This window comes from Lactobacillus kefiranofaciens, assembly GCF_014656585.1.
Classification (GTDB): Bacteria; Bacillota; Bacilli; order Lactobacillales; family Lactobacillaceae; genus Lactobacillus; species Lactobacillus kefiranofaciens.
The window spans coordinates 740,232-759,681 of the sequence record NZ_CP061341.1 but is presented as its reverse complement, the minus strand read 5'-3'; the positions used below and the strand labels follow the sequence as shown (position 1 = coordinate 759,681).

Below are 19,450 nucleotides of genomic sequence, written 5' to 3'. Positions count from 1 at the left end.
GCTTATTTATAATAATTTTAGTCAAAAAAATAAGCAGAGTTTTTCAACCTCTGCTTATCAATTAATGTTTAAACAACCGTGTAAATAGTCCTTTTTTCTTTTCTTCCTTTTGTTCAGCTAACTTTTTCATAGTTTCTTGCATCATCTGAGTTTGTTGAGCTTGTATTTTTAGAAATTCTTTCATATCGTCTTGTTGTGTTTCAGCTTTATGTATTTTCTTATAATGATTTCTAATCAAAGGCTCACCAATAAACTTATCAAATTTATCAATATCAAGGCGCATCCCATTTCCATATTGCTCAATCGCAATTCCGGCTTCACGAGGAAACATATTGAAATAATTATCTAAAGTCTGATTAATATTTTCATACCCATTTGCCTTAAAATCATTAAAGATTGCCTTTGAAACATGGAAATATTTATCATCACCATCGGTAAAAGCAATATGTTCATAATGATCATCAAGAATAAGCATTTTCCAAGTAATTCGATTACGGTCAATTTTATAATCATAGTTACTACCTAAAAGATCTTTCAGCCTATCATAATATCCATATTTCTGGATCAATTTAGTCAAAATATCTTTTGTTAAACTCAAATAATCATCAATTAACTTAGCTTCTTCTTCACCTGTTAGATTTATCAATCGTTTATTTAGCTCTGAAACAACATAACGATAAATATGGTCATTGTTGTCGTTAATCAAAATATTGTAATTAATTTCCTGTTGATTGGTTGGAAGCCAAGGTGCTTCAAAAGAAAGATAATAAACTCGTTTAGTAATTTCTTCAAGATTATTAATTTCTTTGCTTCCCGCATTATGATTCATAGCAAAAATATTAATATTGTGGATCCCTTTAATTGTGTTCGACCACTGCTTAATTGCATTAAGTGCAACTTTACTATGTAAGAAATTACTATTCAATTCATCAACAATCATCGGGGAAATAAAGCGAGCAGAGTGTAAATAATTATCTAAGAATCTAACTGCTTTATCTGTTCTTGAGGCATTACCATCATTAATTTCTGTATATTGTATACTGTGAGAAGTATCACCAATAAACTTTTTGAAATAATCGCGTACTAATAATGTCTTCCCAGTTGTTCCTCGTCCAATTAAAACCATAGAAAGTGGTATTTGGTCTGCACTCTTTGAAAAATTAGATTTACGATAAATTTCTCGAATTTTCCAAATCATTGGAGCAGTCATCAAATAGATAAACGCTGAGAGTGCTTGGTGGCTTTCATCCTTTACTTTATTCAGCCTAAAGCTCTCAATAATTCTGATAAACGTTCGTACATCATCTTTAGTAACCAAATCTAAATTAGTATTAAGTGTATGAAACAGGTTTGTGTTAGAATCTTCGGTTATGATTTCATTATCTTGATATGCCCATATTAGTTTTGGATATAATTCACTTGCTTTAATAACTCTATTTTGCGATGAATCATCAAAGTCTTGATAGATAATTTGCTTAATTTCTTCGCGCACTTTTTCTTCATTTCGACGCTTATTTCCTTTTTCCGTAAAAAGCTCTTTAGCTACTTTTTGAACAATTTCTGGATGAAGTTCATAAGTTTGCTCTTTTCTTTGTGCATCTTTAGTTACCTTGATGATATCTTCAGGATTTACTTCAACAATATTCTGCTGTACCTTATCAACCACTTCATCGGCAATAATAGCAGTAATTTGTTTTTTCGTTTTGCCATAAAGATTATTGATAATTTTTCGATCTAAATAATCTACACTATCTTCTTCAAAGTTCTTTTTAAATAGTTTTTGATGCTCCTCATAAATTTTTAAATCTTGTATATTATTCTTCTTCCCATAATACATCCAAAGCATTTCATGATTATGTTTTAAAGCTTTCTGTGTAAGATTCATTGAGCCATTAAAAATAATAAAATCAGTATCATTTTCAACAATGAAATACTTGCTATGAAAAAGCTCGTCTTTAGTAAATTTCAGTTGTAAAGTCTGATCCTCAATTCGTTCTCAAAAATCAGAACTTACCGACAATAATTGCTGTACTTTATTTGAAACATTCAATAATTGATTCAAATTCTTGCCTGTCTTTTGATCTTCCATCCCCAAAATCAAGTTAATTTGATTAAACCTAGGCAAAAGTTCTTGTTCAATTATTTTAAAACTACCGACAAAACTAACGCCCTCAAATGTATCAAAACCTTCAACAAGCTTAAAAAAATCAGGTTGCTTTAACATCACGTTATTCTTCAAATCATAAATTGTTAACATTCCACTTCTCCAAATACTCTATCCAAACTTCTCTTTCATATCGATTGCTGAAATTATATCATGATTTTTTGTAAAATAAATAAGCTAAAGAAACTTATTTTTCCTTAGCCTTATTTTTCAATCTTATCTAATCTTGTCTGTCCTTCAGCAAAGCTTCTTTAACCTAAGCTTGTCTCAGTCAGGTACCCATTCCACCTAACTCACGCAGACTAATTGCTGTTGTGATCGGTAATACATTGTATTCCCTTTTTTACTATTTATCAGCTCTATGCTTTAAAACAGCTAGCCAAATTAAATATCCAATTAAAATAATTAACCCAAATACACCCCAGATAATTAAAGTAATATTTCTCAATTCGGGAGTTTGTGCTACACCAGCCCCGTCAACTTTTCTAACACTAAGATATACACTGACTGCTACGAATAAAACTAATACGATACTTCCACTAATCTTCCATGTTTTCATTGTTTTTATCCTTGATTATCTTGTCAATCGCTGGTGCAATCAAATTCTCTTCCAATCTCATGTCAACTGGCTTATATTCAGGATCAATACATTCATCCCAATACTCAATATGCTTCTTATCGATATAGCTTTCCGATTCTTCAACAGCATTTCCGCCTTCACCTTGAACGGAATACCAGTAAAAGTATGTATAACCATCTGGATTTTCTTCCTTAAAGACACTTTCAACATACATCTTTTCACCAGCCATTGTAGCCACGGTATCAGAATGGTGTTCGTTCAAGAAATTCATCCATTCTTGTGCTTTAACTTCTTTTCCTTTTTTAATTCTGAAACGAGTTAGTTCTACTTTAGTCATCTATTAATACGCTTCCTACTGCAACTCCATCGTATCCTGTGAAAAATCAACCGGATAATCATCCGACCACTTTTCTGTAACTGTTTTAACAGTCTTAAAGCCATATTTTTGATATAAAGACTTGGCCGCAATATTGTCAGTAAATACATCCAGTTTTACAGGCTTCTCTAAATGGGATACCGCAACCTTCATCAGCTCATTGCCAATTCCTTGCTTTTGATAATCAGGATCAACATAGATGAATGACAATTCATGTGCTCTTAGGCCAACAAATCCGAGTAATTTTCCTTCTTTAACAGCTACGTAAATTTCACAATCTAATAAATAGCCTAAATATGGGGCATCCCTCAACGACAAAAACACTTGCTCCAAGCCAGCACTTTTAAGTTCCTGCATTCTCGCCCTATCCATGACGGAACAAAGTTGGTCAAAATATTGTTTGTCATACTTTTTAATCTCAACATCCATATTTTCACTCCCCCATTAATCAATTTTTCATCTAAATATTAAAAACAATTCCAATGACACAGCACAAAGCAATTGTCATAACAAATGAAATTAATAAAGCTAAAATGAAAGCTACGATTGCATTCAATTTTTTCTTAAGCAAAAAGTATAATGCAAATATTGCGATTACTTGAAAGCAAGTTACCGCTGTAGTCATATATTTAGCAAGGCCAAGCACTGGGAAAAGCAACACTATAGCTATATCAAGCACTGCACCACCTGCATAGTATTTCCAAGAAACTGTCTCAAAAAATTCTTGAAAAGCAATCATAATGAAGCCAATTCCAATAGATACACTCATTGGCGATAAAATAGATTCTGTCATGAGTATACTCCTCTTCCCTTTTTATTAATTACAAATAATACATAATTTTATTCTCATATTCAATAATTTATACTAATATATTTCTTATAATTCCAAACAAAAAAGCTAACCGAATTTTATCGATTAGCTCATCATTTTATATTCATTAAACTAAAACAGCTTCTTATATTCCCCATAACCTTGCTCATCAAGCTCATTATAAGGAACAAATCTCAACGCCGCTGAATTAATACAATAGCGTAGACCACCACGATCAATCGGACCATCAGTAAAAACATGGCCCAGATGTGACTCAGCTTCTGGACTAGTCACTTCTGTCCGCTCCATCCCATGCGACTGATCGCGATGATAGGTCAACTTTTTAATTGGCTTAGTAAAACTAGGCCAGCCGCATCCCGCATCATACTTATCCTGACTAGAAAAGAGCGGTTCCCCAGAAACTACATCAACGTAAATACCTTTTTCATAGAAATCATCATACTTACCAGTAAAAGGATATTCGGTTGCCGCTTTTTGCGTAACGTTGTACTGTTCTTCATTTAGCTTCTTTAAAGCACTTTTCTTTTCTGCTTCACTTAAAGTCATCTAATCATTCCTTAAATATGTTCTGTGGTACTTGGAAAAAAGTTATCAATCTGCTTTTCATAAATGTCAAAGCGATATCTCGTCAAAAATTCATTGGCTGGATCATAAATTCGCACTTGGAGCATCTCTTGTTTATCATTCGTATGAATCTCTTTATTGGTCACTTCAAGCCATGGCTTAAAGGCTGCAATTACATTTTGATAGGAACTATAAACGTGTACGTTTTGCTCAATAACCTCGCCATTACGGGCATATCTTCGGGCGCTAATTACATATACTGTATTGTCATTCATTATTTTTCTCCTTGGTAGCTAAAAACTCTCTTACTTTTCAATTTTAAGCCTTTTTAGGAATTCTTTTATTTCAAATGCATTAAAAAAACGCCAGAATTTTCTGACGTTAATTTTCTAAAATACTGAAGTAAGTACCGCACCAGCAACAATCAATACCAAACCAATTCCAGTATAAATGAAGCCTTTCTTGGTCTTTGCTTCGTGCAAGAAGATAATTCCACCAAGAGTAGAAATAACTACACAAAGTTGTGACATAACGAAGGCTAAGTTTACCCCGTTCATCTTAACTGAAACGATGTAAGCTAAAGCAGCAATGGCATAAATAATACCAGCTGGAATTACTTGATAGCTTTGCTTTTCCTTAAATACTTGCGTTTGCTTAGTGGCAACTAAGTAAATGAACGCAGCAATCAACATCCCAAGAGTTTCAGCAAAGAAGATCATTACGCTGTCGCCTTCAAAGCCTTTGGAATGGAACTTGAAGTGATGTAACCAAGAGTAGTTAAAACCAACACGATCATGGTTGTGGTTTGATTCTGCTTATTACCTTCTGCAGTTCCCTTATCAGTTAGTGAAGTACATGCCACACCGATAATCAAGGCTAGAATACCAAGAAAACCAAAGATCTTAGCTTGCGTACTTGCCCATTCGCCAAAGATTAAAACACCAACCAATGGCACACCGATTAGCTGCAAACCTGTCGAAATTGGCATTGTTTCAGAAACCCCAACTTTGGAGTAGCTGTAGTACTGACCAACTTGACCGATCACCCAAGCTGCTCCGGCAAGCATTGCTAAAATAAAAGTAGTTGCGTTAAATGCAGGATGTTTAATTAAAGTAACAATCGCACCAAAAATAAATGCACCAAGCACCGTCCCTAAGATTTGGTGATATATGCTACTCTTTTTGACTCCAGCAACAAACATCGGCATTAGACCCCAGCCGATTGCTGGAATAAATAGAAATAGATAACTCATTCGTTTTTTCTCCCTATATTTTTTGTTAAAAAGTTACAAAAACGATTGTATCAACGAAAGCGCTTTTAGTGCAAACATTTACATTCAGGAGATTTAGGTTATCAATCAAGAAGTAACTAAACAATTTTCAATAAGTTTGTAGAAAATAATTTTAAGAAAAAAGCAATGACAAAATTCATTGTTTTTAAATACATAATTTTAATTTTTCCTCAAGATCAAATAAAGTAATACATGAAACACCAAAATGCTTAGCAATATCTGGGATTTTAGGTTCATGCCTAATTGGACCACCGTTGTGCTTCCAATTCCACTCATTATTTACATCATAACCAAATTGACCACTTTCTCTTTCAAAGGTAACAATTTGATAATTATATTGGGAAGCTATAGCTATTAACAATGGATCTGCTTTCCCTGGTTTTTTCCATTCATTAACACTACCTGTTTGATATGCTCCACAATTTTGGACATAATTAATAATTTCTGCATATTTGGACCAAACAAAAGCATCTAAATAAGTAGTATCACCAGCTTCTGTGCTATTAATCACAGAAGTAGCAAAATTTATATCAATCCGATATGCCAACGTATCGTAGAAATTTGGGCCACCTTTGTTCTTTCGATTAGCAACGTTTTTAGTAGTTTCTCCTTTAACCTCATCAACCACTCTTTGCGTAATCAAACCATAATTCTTAGCAGTAATTGCGGTTGCTATTGGGCTAGTTTTAAATTTTTTAGCAATTTCATAAATTTTATCCAATGCTAAATCATTGGATTCTATCCAAGCCTTAACAAAAATATCTTTATCAAACAAAATACATTCTGAAATTTTATTAACTTGTTGCTCCAGCTTTTTATTCAAATATTGCGGATTGGTTTGAAAATTATAATTAAAAATCTCAGTTTTTTCGTACCATAAATGAACTAGTTCATGAACTAGAGAAAATAATCTTGCATTCTCGCTATCCTTAGTATTAATAAAAATGAATGGAGCATATTTATTTATCAAAACAAAGGCTCTAAATTCATTAATATTTAAACTATCTCTAGTTTTGTTACCGACAAAGCTGCCGGTCTCAGTAACTATTCCTTTTTGACTAAGCTTCTTTCTTAAGAAATTAAAGGCATTCTGATTAGATTTAAGAGTACTATTCCATCCCTTCACTAAATCAAAATATTTTAAAATTTCCTCCGCAATTTCTTTATAAGAAGCTGACCGATATTTCTTTTTATTCCCCATGCCAATAAATGCTATTTTTGAATAGCCTTCCTTAATTCGATAATCTTCAAGCCAAGCTGCTTTTAGTTGTATAGCATCTATTGTACTCAGTAACTCATGACTCGCATCTGTAATTCCACTATTATCAATAGTCCGAAATTGAAGTAGTGGCATTTCTACTCTAGGCGGTTGAGACAAGAAGAAATTACCAAAAGGGATTTGTGACTTTTTGCTAAGGTTCTTTAATTGATTAATAGTTGGTGTCTTTTCGCCTTTTATCCAAGTATTAATCTTATTTATCCATTCTGAATTAAGTTGAGTCCCAGCTATCTGTAGAACCCAATTGAGGATGTCATTATTTACTTTAAAAGTTGCGGTAGCCATATTATCGCCTCTCTTCTTGAACATATATTCTGTAGTTAAATTCTATCAAAATTATTTTAAATAGGCTAGCAAAATATACAGTGCTTTGAGAAGTTGCTTTCTAACCACTATCTTCTATTCTTACGCACCGTTTCTAACTTAAAGCTTTCCTCAACTTTCTTTAAAATTCGTTGTTCATCTTCGGTAAAATTCATCCGTGTTTTATCTTGATTATTAATCCATTCGTTTTCTCCTTCAATTCTGTACACGCTCAAAAATTCGCTGTGATAATATAGGTCCAAATAATATCTAACTTCTCCTGTAAATGCACTAGCCCACTTAACCACTTTTAAAATCCAATCTGGCTTATGATAAACTGCTACGGTTTTCAAGTTTCCTTTACTATCTTCTAATTTGAATTCTTGACGCATTAATCCTCCAATAGTTATCATCTTTGATACTGTTTTCATTTCTTTAACTATACTAAACGGCTCATCATGAGACTGAATATTGGTTTTACCAATTTCTGAAAACTCAATCCGATTATCTCCATAAATCACTTTTCCTCTATCGCCGAAAAACAAATCTGGTTCAACTTGAATTCTAGCTGCATATTGAGAAAGATCAATTAATTGCAGATGCTTTTTACTAAAGCTTTGTTTGGCTTGATATTCTATTAAAGCCGTCAGTAAACTTACTTTTTCAGCTTCCGTTCTAACATAAATTTTAATAATATCCTTTGCAATAAACTCCAAGTAGTCTTTAATAATACACTTAGTTTGCATTAAGTTAGTAGAATCGTGATCAGCGTAAATGGAACGGATATTTTTGTTGAAAGAAAATAAATCCCAATCCACATCTTCTTGTAAATTAAATGACATCTCTTCTTTATTATTCAATTCACTATTGATAAGTAGGCCACCACGTTCTAAAATGCGTTTCAAACTAAAACAAATGAAGACCGGTACTGGAACAGGTGCAAAAGAATTACAATTACCCGCTGCTTTGTTCAAAATTCCTTCATTTTGATATTGTTCCGGTGTTTTAGGTCTTAATGAAAAAGTAAGATGATGATCCTCTGACATATTTCTATTTTGATCTTCGGAACCAATTCTAAAATTAGACAAAATCTTAATTGCTTGATCAGCACTAGTAAGATACCAAGTCAAGCCTGTAGTTCTTGATTCAATATCCTCATACCATAAAGAATTAACCTCACTATTTTCTAATTGATAGTACGCTTTTTTATAATTACTACGCGCTTGCTGTGAAAGAACTGAACTGTTGCTGTGATTGATAGCATTTTGCAAAATAATTCGTAAATAATGATCATCTTTCAACCAATAGTTTAAAACCAATGAACGTTGTTTAAAATATTCATTACTATTTTCACTTGCACCAAGCAAATGTTGATACTCTGTTTCATTATTTGGATAACCAAAGTCGACTTGACAGTAATCATTCATTAACTGAAGCAATTCGTTCACACTAAAATCACTTTTAATTTCATCACCAACAATCTGATAATTCTTTAAGTAAAACATCAACAATGGAATTTTTTGACCGTAAATTTGAGAACTATCAAATTTCTTCATATCATCAATCAACATCTGTGCAAGCTTCATCTGACAGATATCCGCACCAACATTTATAAAATGAACTTGATCAACCTTTACTTTTCCAGCGGCTATTAAGCCTTGAATCTCAGTTAAATCTTTCCCCTGCTGTTCATATCTACTAATTAATGAAATTTGCATTTTAAATGCTTTAGTAAATTCACCAATTAAACTAGAAAGCCAAAAATACTTGCCATTAAATTCAACTCGATAAATTTGTGTTGCCTTTTCGTTCATAAAAATTCCTCACTCAAAAATTTTAGTTTTGAAGAATAATCCATTTACCCTTCTAATATTTATTACGCAAAAAAATTCAATTTTTTTGTAAGAAATTTCAATTTTTATCTTTTTTTAATCAAAAAACGATGCATCCCTCAGCTGAGAGAAACGCATCGCAATTTTTAATCTATTCTATCTTTTATTTCAAAGCATCTGTCGCAAATGATCTGTTTTCTAGGGACTTGAGTAATGCGTCCGCAGTATCTAAAGCTGTTAATAAAGGAACATTTTGCTGAATCGCCATTTGTCTAATAATAAACCCATCCGAATTCTTTTCAATATCATTCCCCATCGTATTGATTACTAAATCGATCTTTCCATCGCGTAATTCGTTCAAGATGTTATCGTCTGCTTGCTCATCTTCATGTACTTTTGTCACGAGTTCTACGTGCAGGTCGTTCTTTTTAAGGAAGTTGGCTGTACCCTTAGTTGCGAAGATTCTGTAACCGATCCGAGCAAATCTCTTTGCAATCGACAAAATCTTTTCCTTATCTCTATCTTCAATAGTAAGAAGGACATTGCCATTTTCAGGTAGCTGCATCTTTGCACCTGCAAAAGCCTTGTAGAGTGCCTTAGCAAATGTATGATCACTACCCATTACTTCACCAGTCGATTTCATTTCTGGTCCAAGGTAAGAATCAACATCAGCTAATTTACTAAAGCTAAAGACCGGTGCCTTAACACTAATCATTTCTGGTTCTGGAGCTAAACCATCTGCATAACCTTGCTGCTCAAGACTTTCTCCCATGATCACGCGAGTTGCAACTTGCGCCATTTCAATACCGGTAATCTTACTCAAGAATGGCACCGTTCGACTTGCACGTGGATTTACCTCAATTACATAGACATCCCCATCGCGCACAATAAACTGAATGTTCATGATTCCCTTACAGTTCAAAGCTAAAGCTAATTTCTTAGTCACATCCGTAATCTTTTCTTTAACTTCATCACTAAAGGTTTGTGGTGGATAGACTGCCATAGAATCACCTGAGTGAACGCCCGCATGTTCAATGTGCTCCATAATTCCTGGAAGCAGTACTGTCTTGCCATCAGAAATTGCATCAACATCACATTCACGTCCATCAAGATAATCATCGACCAAGATAGGATGATCTTCTGCAATATCGGCGTGATCATGCAAATATTCTTCTAATTCATCCTTTGAATAAACGATCTCCATTGCCTTGCCGCCTAAAACATAAGATGGTCGAACCAGCACTGGATAGCCTAGTTGATCAGCTGCCTTCATTACTCCTTCATGCGTCGTTGCAGTCAAACCTTGTGGTTGATGCAAATGCAAGCTCTTAATAATCTGATCGAATTCTTCTCTATCTTCTGCTCGATCAAGATCCTTAACCGTTGTTCCTAAAATTTTAACGCCATGTCTTTCAAGACCGGCCGCCAAGTTAATTGAGGTTTGACCACCGAATTGCACGATCACGCCTTCAGGCTGTTCCAAGTCGCAAACATTCAAAACATCTTCTAAAGTCAGTGGTTCAAAGTAAAGCTTATCTGAAACCGAGAAGTCTGTTGAAACAGTTTCGGGATTAGAGTTAATGACAATGGCTTCATAGCCCATCTTTTGCAAAGCCTTAACCGAGTGAACTGTTGCATAGTCAAATTCGACCCCTTGACCAATTCTGATTGGGCCTGAACCGATAACAATGACTGACTTCTTGCCCGTCTTATGCGATTCATTTTCTGCATCATAGGTTGAGTAAAAGTATGGCGTACTTGACTCAAATTCTGCCGCACAGGTATCAACCATTTTATAGACCGGGATAATGCCATGAGCTTTTCTAAAGCCACGGACTTGATCTGCATTTTCATGCCAGAGGTTGGCAATGGTTGGATCGCTAAAGCCATATTTTTTGGCCAAACGCAAAGTATCGGCATCATCCTTGTTCTCTTCAAGGGTCTTCTCCATCTCAACCATGTGTTGCACGATATCTAAGAAGTAATAATTAATCTTCGTTAATTCGTGCACATCTCGAGCTGAATAACCGCGTCTGAAAGCTTCAGCTAAGTAAAAGAAGCGATCATCTTGGGCCTTGACTAATTTTTGCTCTAGCTGTGCATCACTTGCCTGATGTGCTTCAGGTGAATAAAGATCTTTTTCATCGATCTCTAGTGATCTTACCGCTTTTTGCATGGCTTCTTCTGCTGTTCGACCAATGGCCATAACTTCACCGGTAGCCTTCATTTGCGTACCCAAAACTCGGTCAGCCTTAGGGAACTTATCAAATGGCCAGCGAGGGATCTTGCAGACTACATAGTCCAAAGCTGGTTCAAATTCGGCATAAGTGGTCCCCGTTACTGGGTTCTTGATTTCATCTAAAGTTAAACCAACGGCAATCTTAGCCGCCATTTTGGCAATTGGATAACCAGTTGCCTTAGAAGCCAAAGCACTAGATCTAGAAACTCTTGGGTTAACTTCGATCACATCATAATTAAAGCTATTTGGATCAAGGGCAAGCTGAACGTTGCATCCCCCTTCAATCTTCAATGCTCTAATTAGCCGCAACGAACAATCACGGAGCATTTGATATTCTTTATCAGACAAAGTCTGACTTGGTGAAAAGACGATGGAATCACCAGTGTGAATACCGACTGGATCAAAGTTTTCCATACAGCAAACGATCATGGCGTTATTATTATGATCGCGCATTACTTCAAATTCGATTTCTTTGTAGCCTGCAATTGATTTTTCAATTAAACATTCCGTTACAGGAGACAATTCCAAACCGTTTTTGGCAATCTCGGCTAATTCATCATGATTGTGACAAATACCACCACCGGTACCACCCATGGTAAAGGCTGGGCGCACAATGATTGGATAACCGATTTCATCCCCAAATGCTAAGGCATCTTCGACCGTCTTAACCGTCTTAGAAGGTGGAACCGGTTCACCTAATTTTTGACAAAGTTCCTTAAATTTTTCCCGGTCCTCTGCTTGTTCAATTGAAGCAAGCTTGGTACCTAAAAGCTCAATATGGAGTTCATCCAAAATTCCTGTTTTTGCCAAAGCCAATGCCATGTTCAATCCAACTTGACCACCCAATGTTGGCAAAATCGCATCTGGATATTCCTGACGAATAATTCGAGAAACTGAATCTACTGTTAAGGGTTCAATATAAACCTTGTCGGCAATTGTAGTGTCAGTCATGATTGTTGCTGGATTGGAGTTGACTAAAACAACCTCATAACCTTCCTCGCGCAGAGCCAAGCATGCCTGAGTACCAGAATAATCAAATTCTGCGGCCTGACCAATAATAATTGGACCTGAACCAATCACCATAATCTTATGAATATCTGTTCTTTTAGGCATGATGCTCTTCTTCCTTTCTTTGATCAATCATTGACATAAAATCATCAAATAGCGAATCCTCGTCGTGTGGTCCTGGTGTTGCATCTGGGTGAAATTGAACCGAAAATGCAGGATATTTTTTATGTCTCAATCCTTCTATAGTGCCATCGTTAACTTCTTCATGGGTAATCATTAAATTATCTTTATCAATTGAATTTGCATCAACTGCATAACCGTGATTTTGAGAGGTAAAGCCGATATGACCGGTCGCAATCTCACGGACCGGATGGTTAAAACCGCGGTGACCAAACTTCATCTTGTAGGTTTTAGCACCATTAGCTAAGGCAAAAACTTGGTGGCCCATGCAAATTCCAAACAGCGGCACATGTTTTTCTACTTCTTGCACCATCTTGGTTGCTTCGATCATTTCTTCTGGATCACCTGGTCCGTTTGAAAGAAGAACACCGTCGGGATGCAAGTTTAATACTTCTTCTGCAGTTGCGGTATATGGCAAAACGATACAGTTGCAGTCGCGCTCAGCCAATTCACGTAAGATGCTGTGCTTAATACCGAAGTCAATCACCACGATGTTACGTTTGGATCCTGGGACCGGGTAGGCACTCTTAGTAGAAACGCGGCTAATTACGCCTTGAGTGACATTTTTTTGCTTTAATTCCTGAACTATTTTTTCTGCGTTTTCTTTAGAATTAGCAATCTTGCCGCGCAATGTACCATGTACACGCAATTTTTTAACCAATTCTCGCGTATCGATACCTTGAATACCAGGGATATGCAGTTGCTTCAAAAATTCTGGCAAACTGCTTTGCATCCGCCAATTATCAGGGTGGCGGGCAACTTGGTGGCAGATCACGCCTTTAATTTGTGGTTGCAAAGATTCATAATCGGCTAAGGTAACGCCGTAATTGCCAATTAATGGATTAGTGAAAACCAAGATTTGGTCGGCATAAGATTGGTCAGTAATTGCCTCTTGGTAGCCGGTCATCCCCGTCGTAAAAACAACCTCACCAGTAGTTTCTCGATCGCTGCCAAATCCTTCACCAGCATAAATGCTGCCATCTTCTAAAATTAAATAGCGCATTAATCTTCTCCTTTTTGATATACAACTTTGCCATCAACCATTGTCATTACCGTTGCTCCATAAACCTTTTGTCCAGTAAATGGGGTGTTGACGCCTTTTGATTGGTAATCTTTTTCTTTTAATTCTGTTTCATGTTCTAAGTCAAAAAGTGCAACATCTGCTGGACGTCCGGGTTCCAGCACTCCTGCCTTTTTTAAGCTAAATACTTTAGCCGGTTGATCACTCAACCAAGATAACAATTGCTCTAATGTAAAGACCTTATCGTTTTTAACAAATTTGGTATAAAGCGTGCTAAAGGCTGTCTCACTACCGGTAATTCCAAAAGCCGCATTTTGCATTCCACCTTGCTTTTCTTTTTTAGCGTGCGGAGCATGATCAGTTGCAATTAAATCGATCGTGCCGTCCAGCAAGCCTACTAATAAAGCTGCTTGATCTTCCTTGCTTCTAAGTGGCGGATTCATCTTGTAATAGCCATTGTCCTTAGGAATATCATCTTCAGTTAAAAGCAAGTGGTGTGGTGCGGCTTCGCAAGTAACGTTAATTCCGCGCGCTTTTGCCATTCTCACTAATTCAACGCTAGTCTTAGTTGAAACGTGGCAAATGTGATAATGAACACCTGTTTTTTCGGCTAATAAAAGATCTCTTGCAATCTGAGTTGTTTCAGCTAGTTCAGTTACTGGCAGCAAATTCAGTTCTTTTGCCTTTTCTCCTTCATTGACGATGCCGTGATTAAAAAGTGAATCATCTTGAGCATGCGCTGCAACAATCAAGTCATTCTTCTTTGCTTCTTGCATAGCAAGGTACATCGTTTGAGCAGTTTGCACGCCGTGACCATCGTTACTGAGGGCAAAGGCACCAGCTTTTTTCAATGTGGCATAATCAGGCAGTTCATCTGTTGTTTCATTTTTGGTAATTGGACCATATTGAAAAATGTGCACGATGCCTTTTTGTTTATTTTCTTGAACCATCTTTTTCATTAAATCAGGCGTATCTGGAACCGGCGTCACATTAGGCATGGCTCCTACTGTAGTAAAGCCGCCATGGGCTGCAGCCTTGCTGCCAGTTTCAATATCTTCCTTATATGTTTGTCCAGGATTGCGGTAATGGACATGCACATCAACCAGTCCTGGACTAACCAACTTACCAGTTGCATCGATGACTTTGTCGCCAGTTAAATCAGTACCAATCGCTTTAATTTTTTGATCTTCAATTAGCACATCGGCATGAATCAAACGTCCATTTTGATAAACTGTTCCATTCTTAATTACTGTTTGCATTATTCAAGCCCTCCGAGTTTTCTACCACGCAAAACTGCTTCCAGCATGGCCATTCTCATAAAGACGCCATTTTCCATTTGACGCACAAACATGCACTTGTCGCTTTCTACCAAATCACCGCTTAATTCAACATTATGATTAATTGGACCTGGGTGCATGATGATCGCATCTTTTTTCATAGCCTCATAGCGTTTATGGTTAATACCATATTTTTCATGGTAACTGTGAGCATCAAATTTCTTTTCATTAGGATCACCACTATGACGTTCGTGTTGCACCCGTAGCAACATCATGACATCCATTTTAGGAATCAATTTATCAAGTTCTTCATACTTGCCATATTGGTCAAAGTCTTTAGAATACCAATATTCAGGGCCAGAGAAGTAAACTTCTGCGCCAAGTCTAGTTAAAAGCTCCATGTCACTTTTGGCTACGCGGGAATTAGTGATGTCACCGACGATTGCTACTTTTAATCCCTTGAAGTGATCAAAGTGTTCGTGAATCGTCATCATATCAAGCATACATTGGCTAGGATGCTGACCCGAACCATCTCCTGCATTAATCACACCGATGTTTAATTTTTGATGCTCTTTTAAATTAATCAAATCTTCGTAATATTCATTTTGTGAGTGACGAATCACTTCAAGATCTACTCCTAAAGCATTCATCACTAGTGAGGTATCGTATAAAGTCTCACCCTTGTTGACAGATGAATGAGCTGGATCAAATGGAATCACAGTCAAGCCCAACTTTCTTTCCGCCATCTCAAAACTAGTATGAGTTCTGCTTGAATCTTCAAAAAACATGTTAGTGACGTAAACCGGTCTGGTTAACCCAGGTATAGCTCCACCTTTTTTGAAGTATTCTGCACGTTCAATCAGAGCCTCAACTTCATCATTTTTCAAATTTTCAACACTAACAAAATGTGGTAAAGCAACAAGATTTAAATTTTTCATGTTCTGTTCTTTCTATCAAAAAAAGCCTGAAGCATTTAATTGCTCCAGGCTTCTTCTCCGTATTTTTGTATACGAAAAACTAAGCAACCCTTCTGGCCCTCTCTGGAGTCAATTAAATGGTTGATTATTTATCTGTTATTCTTTTTACTTAGGCAAAGCCTTCAGTTCAACTGAATCTTTGCCATCTTTTTCAATCACATTAACTGCAACTTGTTCATCTGCAGAAGTTGGAATATTTTTACCAACAAAGTCTGCTCGAATTGGCAATTCTCGGTGGCCGCGATCTACTAAAACTGCAACTTTAATCAAGCTTGGTCGACCAACGTGCATGAGCGCATCCATGGCTGCTCTGATTGTACGACCCGTGTAGATTACGTCATCAATCAAAACTACTCGCTTATTGTTGATGTCTACACCAATATTGTCTGAATTAACCACTGGATCTTGCTTTAGTGAAGCATCATGGCGGTCATCACGGTAAAGCGTAATGTCTAATTCACCAACAGGCACATCTACGCCTTCCAATTTTTGAATTCGATCATGAATTCTATTAGCTAGATAAACGCCACGAGTCTTGATCCCGACTAAAACCAAATCATCGGTTCCCTTGTTTTGTTCAATGATTTCATAGGTAATTCGCGTTAATGCACGCTTAATTGCCAATGCATCCCATATTTCTTTTGCCATAAAATTCTCCTAACTCTGCCCATGAAAAAAGCTCCCAGCCTACATTGAGACTAGGAGCTTTTAGTAAAGTAAAACTATTTAAGCCTGCCTTGCTAGCCTCACGGGACTAATTTTAAAGGACATTCATTGCTTTAAAGTTACTGTAATTGAATATGTTTGTCAAGAGTTAATTAAATTTAACTTGTCCAACCAAATCATTGATGTCTTCTACGCCTAATTTTTCTAGTTCCGCTGGTAATTCTTCGGCGATATGCTTACTTGCCAGTTCATCGTTAAAATGAGCAGTCCCAACTGCTACAGCATTAGCACCAGCCAGCATAAACTCGATTACATCTTGAGCAGAATTGATTCCGCCCATCCCGATGATTGGCAAAGTTGTAGCTTGACGGACCTGACTAATCATGCGAATGGCAATCGGCTTCACAGCTTCACCAGATAAGCCGCCCATGTTGTGACCTAAAAGGGGCTTTCTAGTTTTAATATCGATCCGCATTCCTAACAGAGTATTAATCATCGAAATCCCGTCTGCACCACCGGATTCGGCTGCTTTAGCAATCTCAACAATATCAGTCACATTAGGAGTCAATTTGACATAAATTGGCAAAGCAACTGCCATCTTAATCTTTTTGGTTAACTTTTCAACTACACCGGCATGAACGCCAAAACTCATGCCGCCTTGTGCCACGTTAGGACAGGACACATTAATTTCTAACGCATTGACTAAGCCAGAATCAGACAGTTTTTTTGCGACTTCGACATAATCTTCTTCGCTGTCTCCTCCCACGCTGGCCATAATCGGCAAGTCGGGATATTGATGACGTAATTTAGTTAATTTTTCACTAATTACATGATCAACGCCAGGGTTAGTCAGCCCCACGGAATTCAAAACACCATCTTCTAAAACCGCAATTTGTGGCTGCGGATTACCTGTTGTAGCGTGCGGAGCTGTAGTTTTAATCACCATTGCACCTAATTCATTTAAATCAAATTTTTGTGCGGCTGGCACATCGCCAAAACCAAAGGTGCCACTAGCTGGCATTACTGGATTTTTCAAATCTAAACCGGGTAAATTTACATGAGTATTAACCATAATTTTCCTCCAAAATGAATGCTCGCTGTCATTCGCTTATTTTTTAGAAATTGATTCTACACGCCTTTTATTTTTTTGCAAGGTCAAAAATTTGCTGTTGTATTTTCTAATCAGGGGTGTTAAACTTCACCTTGATCAAACTTTAAACGGTACAGAGAGACCGCAAGTTCAAAATATTGGCTTAAATTTATCTAGGGAAAGTCTATACCTGGTGTCTCTCTGCACTGGTATAGACTTTTTTGTATGGAGGGAAAATGAAACCTGTAATTGTTGCTTTAGACGTTGACAATCAAGAACAATTAACAAAAATCTTATCTAACTTAGGACAGCCGCAAGATGTTTTTATCAAGATTGGCATGGAACTTTTCTATCACACGGGTCCTGAATTAGTAAAAAAATTAGCTAAACAAGGCTACCAAATCTTTTTAGATTTAAAATTGCATGATATTCCTAATACTGTTTATCAAGCAGCAAAACAGCTCGCTAAGCTCGGCATCACTTACACTACTGTTCATGCACTTGGTGGCAGCCAAATGATTCAAGCCGCAAAAGACGGGCTGATTGCGGGAACTCCGAATGGTGCAAATGTACCTAAACTTTTAGCTGTCACTGAATTAACTTCCATCTCTGATGAAGTTTTGCGTTTTGAGCAAAATTGTGCTTTATCAATGAGTGAACAAGTAATGAGTCTTGCTAAAACGGCTAAAAAGTCAGGAGCCGATGGCGTAATTTGTTCACCACTCGAAGTTAAAGAATTACATCAGGCAATTGGTAATGACTTTTTGTATGTCACACCTGGCATCCGACCAAAAGGAAGTAGTAAAGATGATCAGTCCCGTGTGGCTACACCAGCTCAAGCAAGAGAATGGGGCTCAACTGCCATCGTAGTAGGTCGTCCTATAACCTTAACAAGCGACCCTCATGCAGCATACGAAGCAATTAAAAAGGAGTTTAATTAACATGCATCAAGATCAAATTATCAGTCAACTTATTCAAGAAAAAATTATTACTATTTCACCTGACAAACCATTTACTTATGCTAGCGGGATGCTTTCACCAATCTACACCGATCTGCGCTTAATGGTTTCTTACCCGGACTTGCGCGATATGATTGCTAGCGATTTAGCAAATTTAATCGCTAAAGAATTTCCTGAAGCAGCTATCATCGGCGGTGTAGCTACAGCTGGTATCCCTCACGCAGCACTTGTTGCTGAAAAATTGCACCTGCCAATGATCTATGTTCGTCCTAAGCCAAAGGACCACGGTAAAGGTCGCCAAATTGAAGGTCGTTTTACTGCAAATGACAAGATTGTATTAATTGATGATCTGATCACTACAGGTGGCTCTGTTTTAAACGCAGTTAAGGCAACTGAAAAAGATGGCGGCAATGTCATCGGTGTTTCTTCAATCTTTACTTATTACTTGCCTGATGCAAAAGAAAACTTTGAAAAAGCAAGAGTTAAATATGCGCCGCTTCTTTCTTACCCAGAACTACTCAAAAAGGAAAATGAATCTGGTCATATCACAAGCGAACAATACCAAACATTAAAGACCTGGCATGAAGATCCATGGGCTTGGAAGTAACAAAAAAGGGATCAACTTTTCAAAAGTTGGTCCCTTTTTTGTTATTCAGACAAAGAGCTTTTTCCTAGACACTTAATATCTTTTTCTTTTCAAATCATCATGATCACCAGTATCAATTAAGATAAGAATCAAATCACCGGTTTCTTTATCAAAATCATATTCTAATAGTCAATTCCTTTAATATGTAGCTCATAATAATTGGTCA

Annotated in this window: 18 protein-coding genes and 1 pseudogene; 2 read left to right on the top strand and 17 right to left on the bottom strand. The window is 36.6% G+C overall.

Annotated features, from left to right (window positions below; genetic code table 11):
- Nucleotides 1–61 precede the first annotated feature (61 nt).
- The 17 genes and pseudogenes from ICI50_RS03855 to ICI50_RS03780 form a co-directional block, all read right to left on the bottom strand.
- Nucleotides 62–1,969 carry a phospholipase D family protein gene (locus ICI50_RS03855; protein WP_279593567.1) on the bottom strand — a complete coding sequence of 636 codons (1,908 nt, stop codon included), beginning with the start codon at nucleotides 1,967–1,969 and terminating at the stop codon, nucleotides 62–64.
- 27 nt (nucleotides 1,970–1,996) lie between these two features.
- Nucleotides 1,997–2,257, bottom strand: a complete 261-nt coding sequence (locus ICI50_RS10790; protein ID WP_236694770.1) for a hypothetical protein — start codon at nucleotides 2,255–2,257, stop codon at nucleotides 1,997–1,999.
- A 253-nt stretch (nucleotides 2,258–2,510) separates the two neighbouring features.
- On the bottom strand, nucleotides 2,511–2,723 hold the full coding sequence (locus ICI50_RS03850) for a DUF3923 family protein (protein WP_054640529.1): 213 nt from the start codon (nucleotides 2,721–2,723) through the stop codon (nucleotides 2,511–2,513).
- Nucleotides 2,704–3,081: a DUF6176 family protein gene (locus tag ICI50_RS03845; protein ID WP_054640528.1), complete on the bottom strand. Its 378-nt coding sequence runs from the start codon at nucleotides 3,079–3,081 to the stop codon at nucleotides 2,704–2,706. Before ICI50_RS03845 ends, ICI50_RS03850 begins: the two co-directional genes overlap by 20 nt.
- Nucleotides 3,082–3,096: 15 nt before the next feature.
- On the bottom strand, nucleotides 3,097–3,549 hold the full coding sequence (locus ICI50_RS03840) for a GNAT family N-acetyltransferase (protein WP_054640527.1): 453 nt from the start codon (nucleotides 3,547–3,549) through the stop codon (nucleotides 3,097–3,099).
- Nucleotides 3,550–3,580: 31 nt separating this feature from the next.
- The gene (locus ICI50_RS03835) at nucleotides 3,581–3,913 is read right to left on the bottom strand and encodes a hypothetical protein (protein WP_054640526.1); all 333 of its coding nucleotides are present in this window, start codon (nucleotides 3,911–3,913) and stop codon (nucleotides 3,581–3,583) included.
- A 150-nt stretch (nucleotides 3,914–4,063) separates the two neighbouring features.
- Entirely contained in the window at nucleotides 4,064–4,498 is a 435-nt protein-coding gene (gene msrB, locus ICI50_RS03830) for a peptide-methionine (R)-S-oxide reductase MsrB (protein ID WP_013853839.1), read from the bottom strand.
- Nucleotides 4,499–4,509: 11 nt separating this feature from the next.
- A complete protein-coding gene (locus tag ICI50_RS03825) occupies nucleotides 4,510–4,791 on the bottom strand; it encodes a hypothetical protein (protein ID WP_054640525.1) in 282 nt (93 codons plus the stop codon).
- Nucleotides 4,792–4,905: 114 nt separating this feature from the next.
- Nucleotides 4,906–5,768: pseudogene (locus ICI50_RS03820) on the bottom strand (GRP family sugar transporter).
- Between the two features lie 184 nt (nucleotides 5,769–5,952).
- Nucleotides 5,953–7,371 carry an ImmA/IrrE family metallo-endopeptidase gene (locus ICI50_RS03815; protein WP_236694769.1) on the bottom strand — a complete coding sequence of 473 codons (1,419 nt, stop codon included), beginning with the start codon at nucleotides 7,369–7,371 and terminating at the stop codon, nucleotides 5,953–5,955.
- 107 nt (nucleotides 7,372–7,478) lie between these two features.
- Nucleotides 7,479–9,203 (bottom strand): hypothetical protein, encoded by a 1,725-nt coding sequence (locus tag ICI50_RS03810; protein WP_056940817.1) that lies wholly within the window; start codon nucleotides 9,201–9,203, stop codon nucleotides 7,479–7,481.
- Nucleotides 9,204–9,384: 181 nt separating this feature from the next.
- On the bottom strand, nucleotides 9,385–12,573 hold the full coding sequence (gene carB / locus ICI50_RS03805) for a carbamoyl-phosphate synthase large subunit (protein ID WP_056940816.1): 3,189 nt from the start codon (nucleotides 12,571–12,573) through the stop codon (nucleotides 9,385–9,387).
- Nucleotides 12,566–13,651: a glutamine-hydrolyzing carbamoyl-phosphate synthase small subunit gene (gene carA / locus ICI50_RS03800; RefSeq protein ID WP_056940815.1), complete on the bottom strand. Its 1,086-nt coding sequence runs from the start codon at nucleotides 13,649–13,651 to the stop codon at nucleotides 12,566–12,568. The genes carB and carA overlap by 8 nt, the downstream gene beginning before the upstream one ends.
- Nucleotides 13,651–14,928 (bottom strand): dihydroorotase, encoded by a 1,278-nt coding sequence (locus ICI50_RS03795; protein WP_056940814.1) that lies wholly within the window; start codon nucleotides 14,926–14,928, stop codon nucleotides 13,651–13,653. Before ICI50_RS03795 ends, carA begins: the two co-directional genes overlap by 1 nt.
- Complete coding sequence (locus ICI50_RS03790; RefSeq protein ID WP_095342120.1) at nucleotides 14,928–15,884, bottom strand: aspartate carbamoyltransferase catalytic subunit; 957 nt, start codon at nucleotides 15,882–15,884, stop codon at nucleotides 14,928–14,930. Before ICI50_RS03790 ends, ICI50_RS03795 begins: the two co-directional genes overlap by 1 nt.
- A gap of 144 nt (nucleotides 15,885–16,028) precedes the next feature.
- Nucleotides 16,029–16,571, bottom strand: a complete 543-nt coding sequence (gene pyrR / locus ICI50_RS03785) for a bifunctional pyr operon transcriptional regulator/uracil phosphoribosyltransferase PyrR (RefSeq protein WP_013853829.1) — start codon at nucleotides 16,569–16,571, stop codon at nucleotides 16,029–16,031.
- A 166-nt stretch (nucleotides 16,572–16,737) separates the two neighbouring features.
- Complete coding sequence (locus ICI50_RS03780; RefSeq protein WP_056940812.1) at nucleotides 16,738–17,661, bottom strand: dihydroorotate dehydrogenase; 924 nt, start codon at nucleotides 17,659–17,661, stop codon at nucleotides 16,738–16,740.
- A 254-nt stretch (nucleotides 17,662–17,915) separates the two neighbouring features.
- Between ICI50_RS03780 and pyrF the strand changes: the two genes are divergently transcribed.
- Together pyrF and pyrE are read left to right on the top strand one after the other, a co-directional pair.
- Nucleotides 17,916–18,620, top strand: a complete 705-nt coding sequence (pyrF, locus tag ICI50_RS03775) for an orotidine-5'-phosphate decarboxylase (RefSeq protein ID WP_056940811.1) — start codon at nucleotides 17,916–17,918, stop codon at nucleotides 18,618–18,620.
- 1 nt (nucleotide 18,621) lies between these two features.
- A complete protein-coding gene (pyrE, locus tag ICI50_RS03770) occupies nucleotides 18,622–19,245 on the top strand; it encodes an orotate phosphoribosyltransferase (protein WP_056940810.1) in 624 nt (207 codons plus the stop codon).
- The last annotated feature ends 205 nt before the right edge of the window (nucleotides 19,246–19,450 follow it).

What these genes read in the sequence shown, in the direction of transcription:
- msrB (WP_013853839.1), bottom strand. Translation starts at nt 4,498, where the DNA reads ATGACTTTAAGTGAAGCAGAAAAGAAAAGTGCTTTAAAGAAGCTAAAT.
- ICI50_RS03845 (WP_054640528.1), bottom strand. Translation starts at nt 3,081, where the DNA reads ATGACTAAAGTAGAACTAACTCGTTTCAGAATTAAAAAAGGAAAAGAA.
- ICI50_RS03810 (WP_056940817.1), bottom strand. Translation starts at nt 9,203, where the DNA reads ATGAACGAAAAGGCAACACAAATTTATCGAGTTGAATTTAATGGCAAG.
- ICI50_RS03840 (WP_054640527.1), bottom strand. Translation starts at nt 3,549, where the DNA reads ATGGATGTTGAGATTAAAAAGTATGACAAACAATATTTTGACCAACTT.
- pyrR (WP_013853829.1), bottom strand. Translation starts at nt 16,571, where the DNA reads ATGGCAAAAGAAATATGGGATGCATTGGCAATTAAGCGTGCATTAACG.
- ICI50_RS03790 (WP_095342120.1), bottom strand. Translation starts at nt 15,884, where the DNA reads ATGAAAAATTTAAATCTTGTTGCTTTACCACATTTTGTTAGTGTTGAA.
- ICI50_RS03780 (WP_056940812.1), bottom strand. Translation starts at nt 17,661, where the DNA reads ATGGTTAATACTCATGTAAATTTACCCGGTTTAGATTTGAAAAATCCA.
- ICI50_RS03835 (WP_054640526.1), bottom strand. Translation starts at nt 3,913, where the DNA reads ATGACAGAATCTATTTTATCGCCAATGAGTGTATCTATTGGAATTGGC.
- ICI50_RS03825 (WP_054640525.1), bottom strand. Translation starts at nt 4,791, where the DNA reads ATGAATGACAATACAGTATATGTAATTAGCGCCCGAAGATATGCCCGT.
- carA (WP_056940815.1), bottom strand. Translation starts at nt 13,651, where the DNA reads ATGCGCTATTTAATTTTAGAAGATGGCAGCATTTATGCTGGTGAAGGA.
- ICI50_RS10790 (WP_236694770.1), bottom strand. Translation starts at nt 2,257, where the DNA reads ATGTTAACAATTTATGATTTGAAGAATAACGTGATGTTAAAGCAACCT.
- pyrE (WP_056940810.1), top strand. Translation starts at nt 18,622, where the DNA reads ATGCATCAAGATCAAATTATCAGTCAACTTATTCAAGAAAAAATTATT.
- ICI50_RS03815 (WP_236694769.1), bottom strand. Translation starts at nt 7,371, where the DNA reads ATGGCTACCGCAACTTTTAAAGTAAATAATGACATCCTCAATTGGGTT.
- ICI50_RS03795 (WP_056940814.1), bottom strand. Translation starts at nt 14,928, where the DNA reads ATGCAAACAGTAATTAAGAATGGAACAGTTTATCAAAATGGACGTTTG.
- pyrF (WP_056940811.1), top strand. Translation starts at nt 17,916, where the DNA reads ATGAAACCTGTAATTGTTGCTTTAGACGTTGACAATCAAGAACAATTA.
- ICI50_RS03850 (WP_054640529.1), bottom strand. Translation starts at nt 2,723, where the DNA reads ATGAAAACATGGAAGATTAGTGGAAGTATCGTATTAGTTTTATTCGTA.
- carB (WP_056940816.1), bottom strand. Translation starts at nt 12,573, where the DNA reads ATGCCTAAAAGAACAGATATTCATAAGATTATGGTGATTGGTTCAGGT.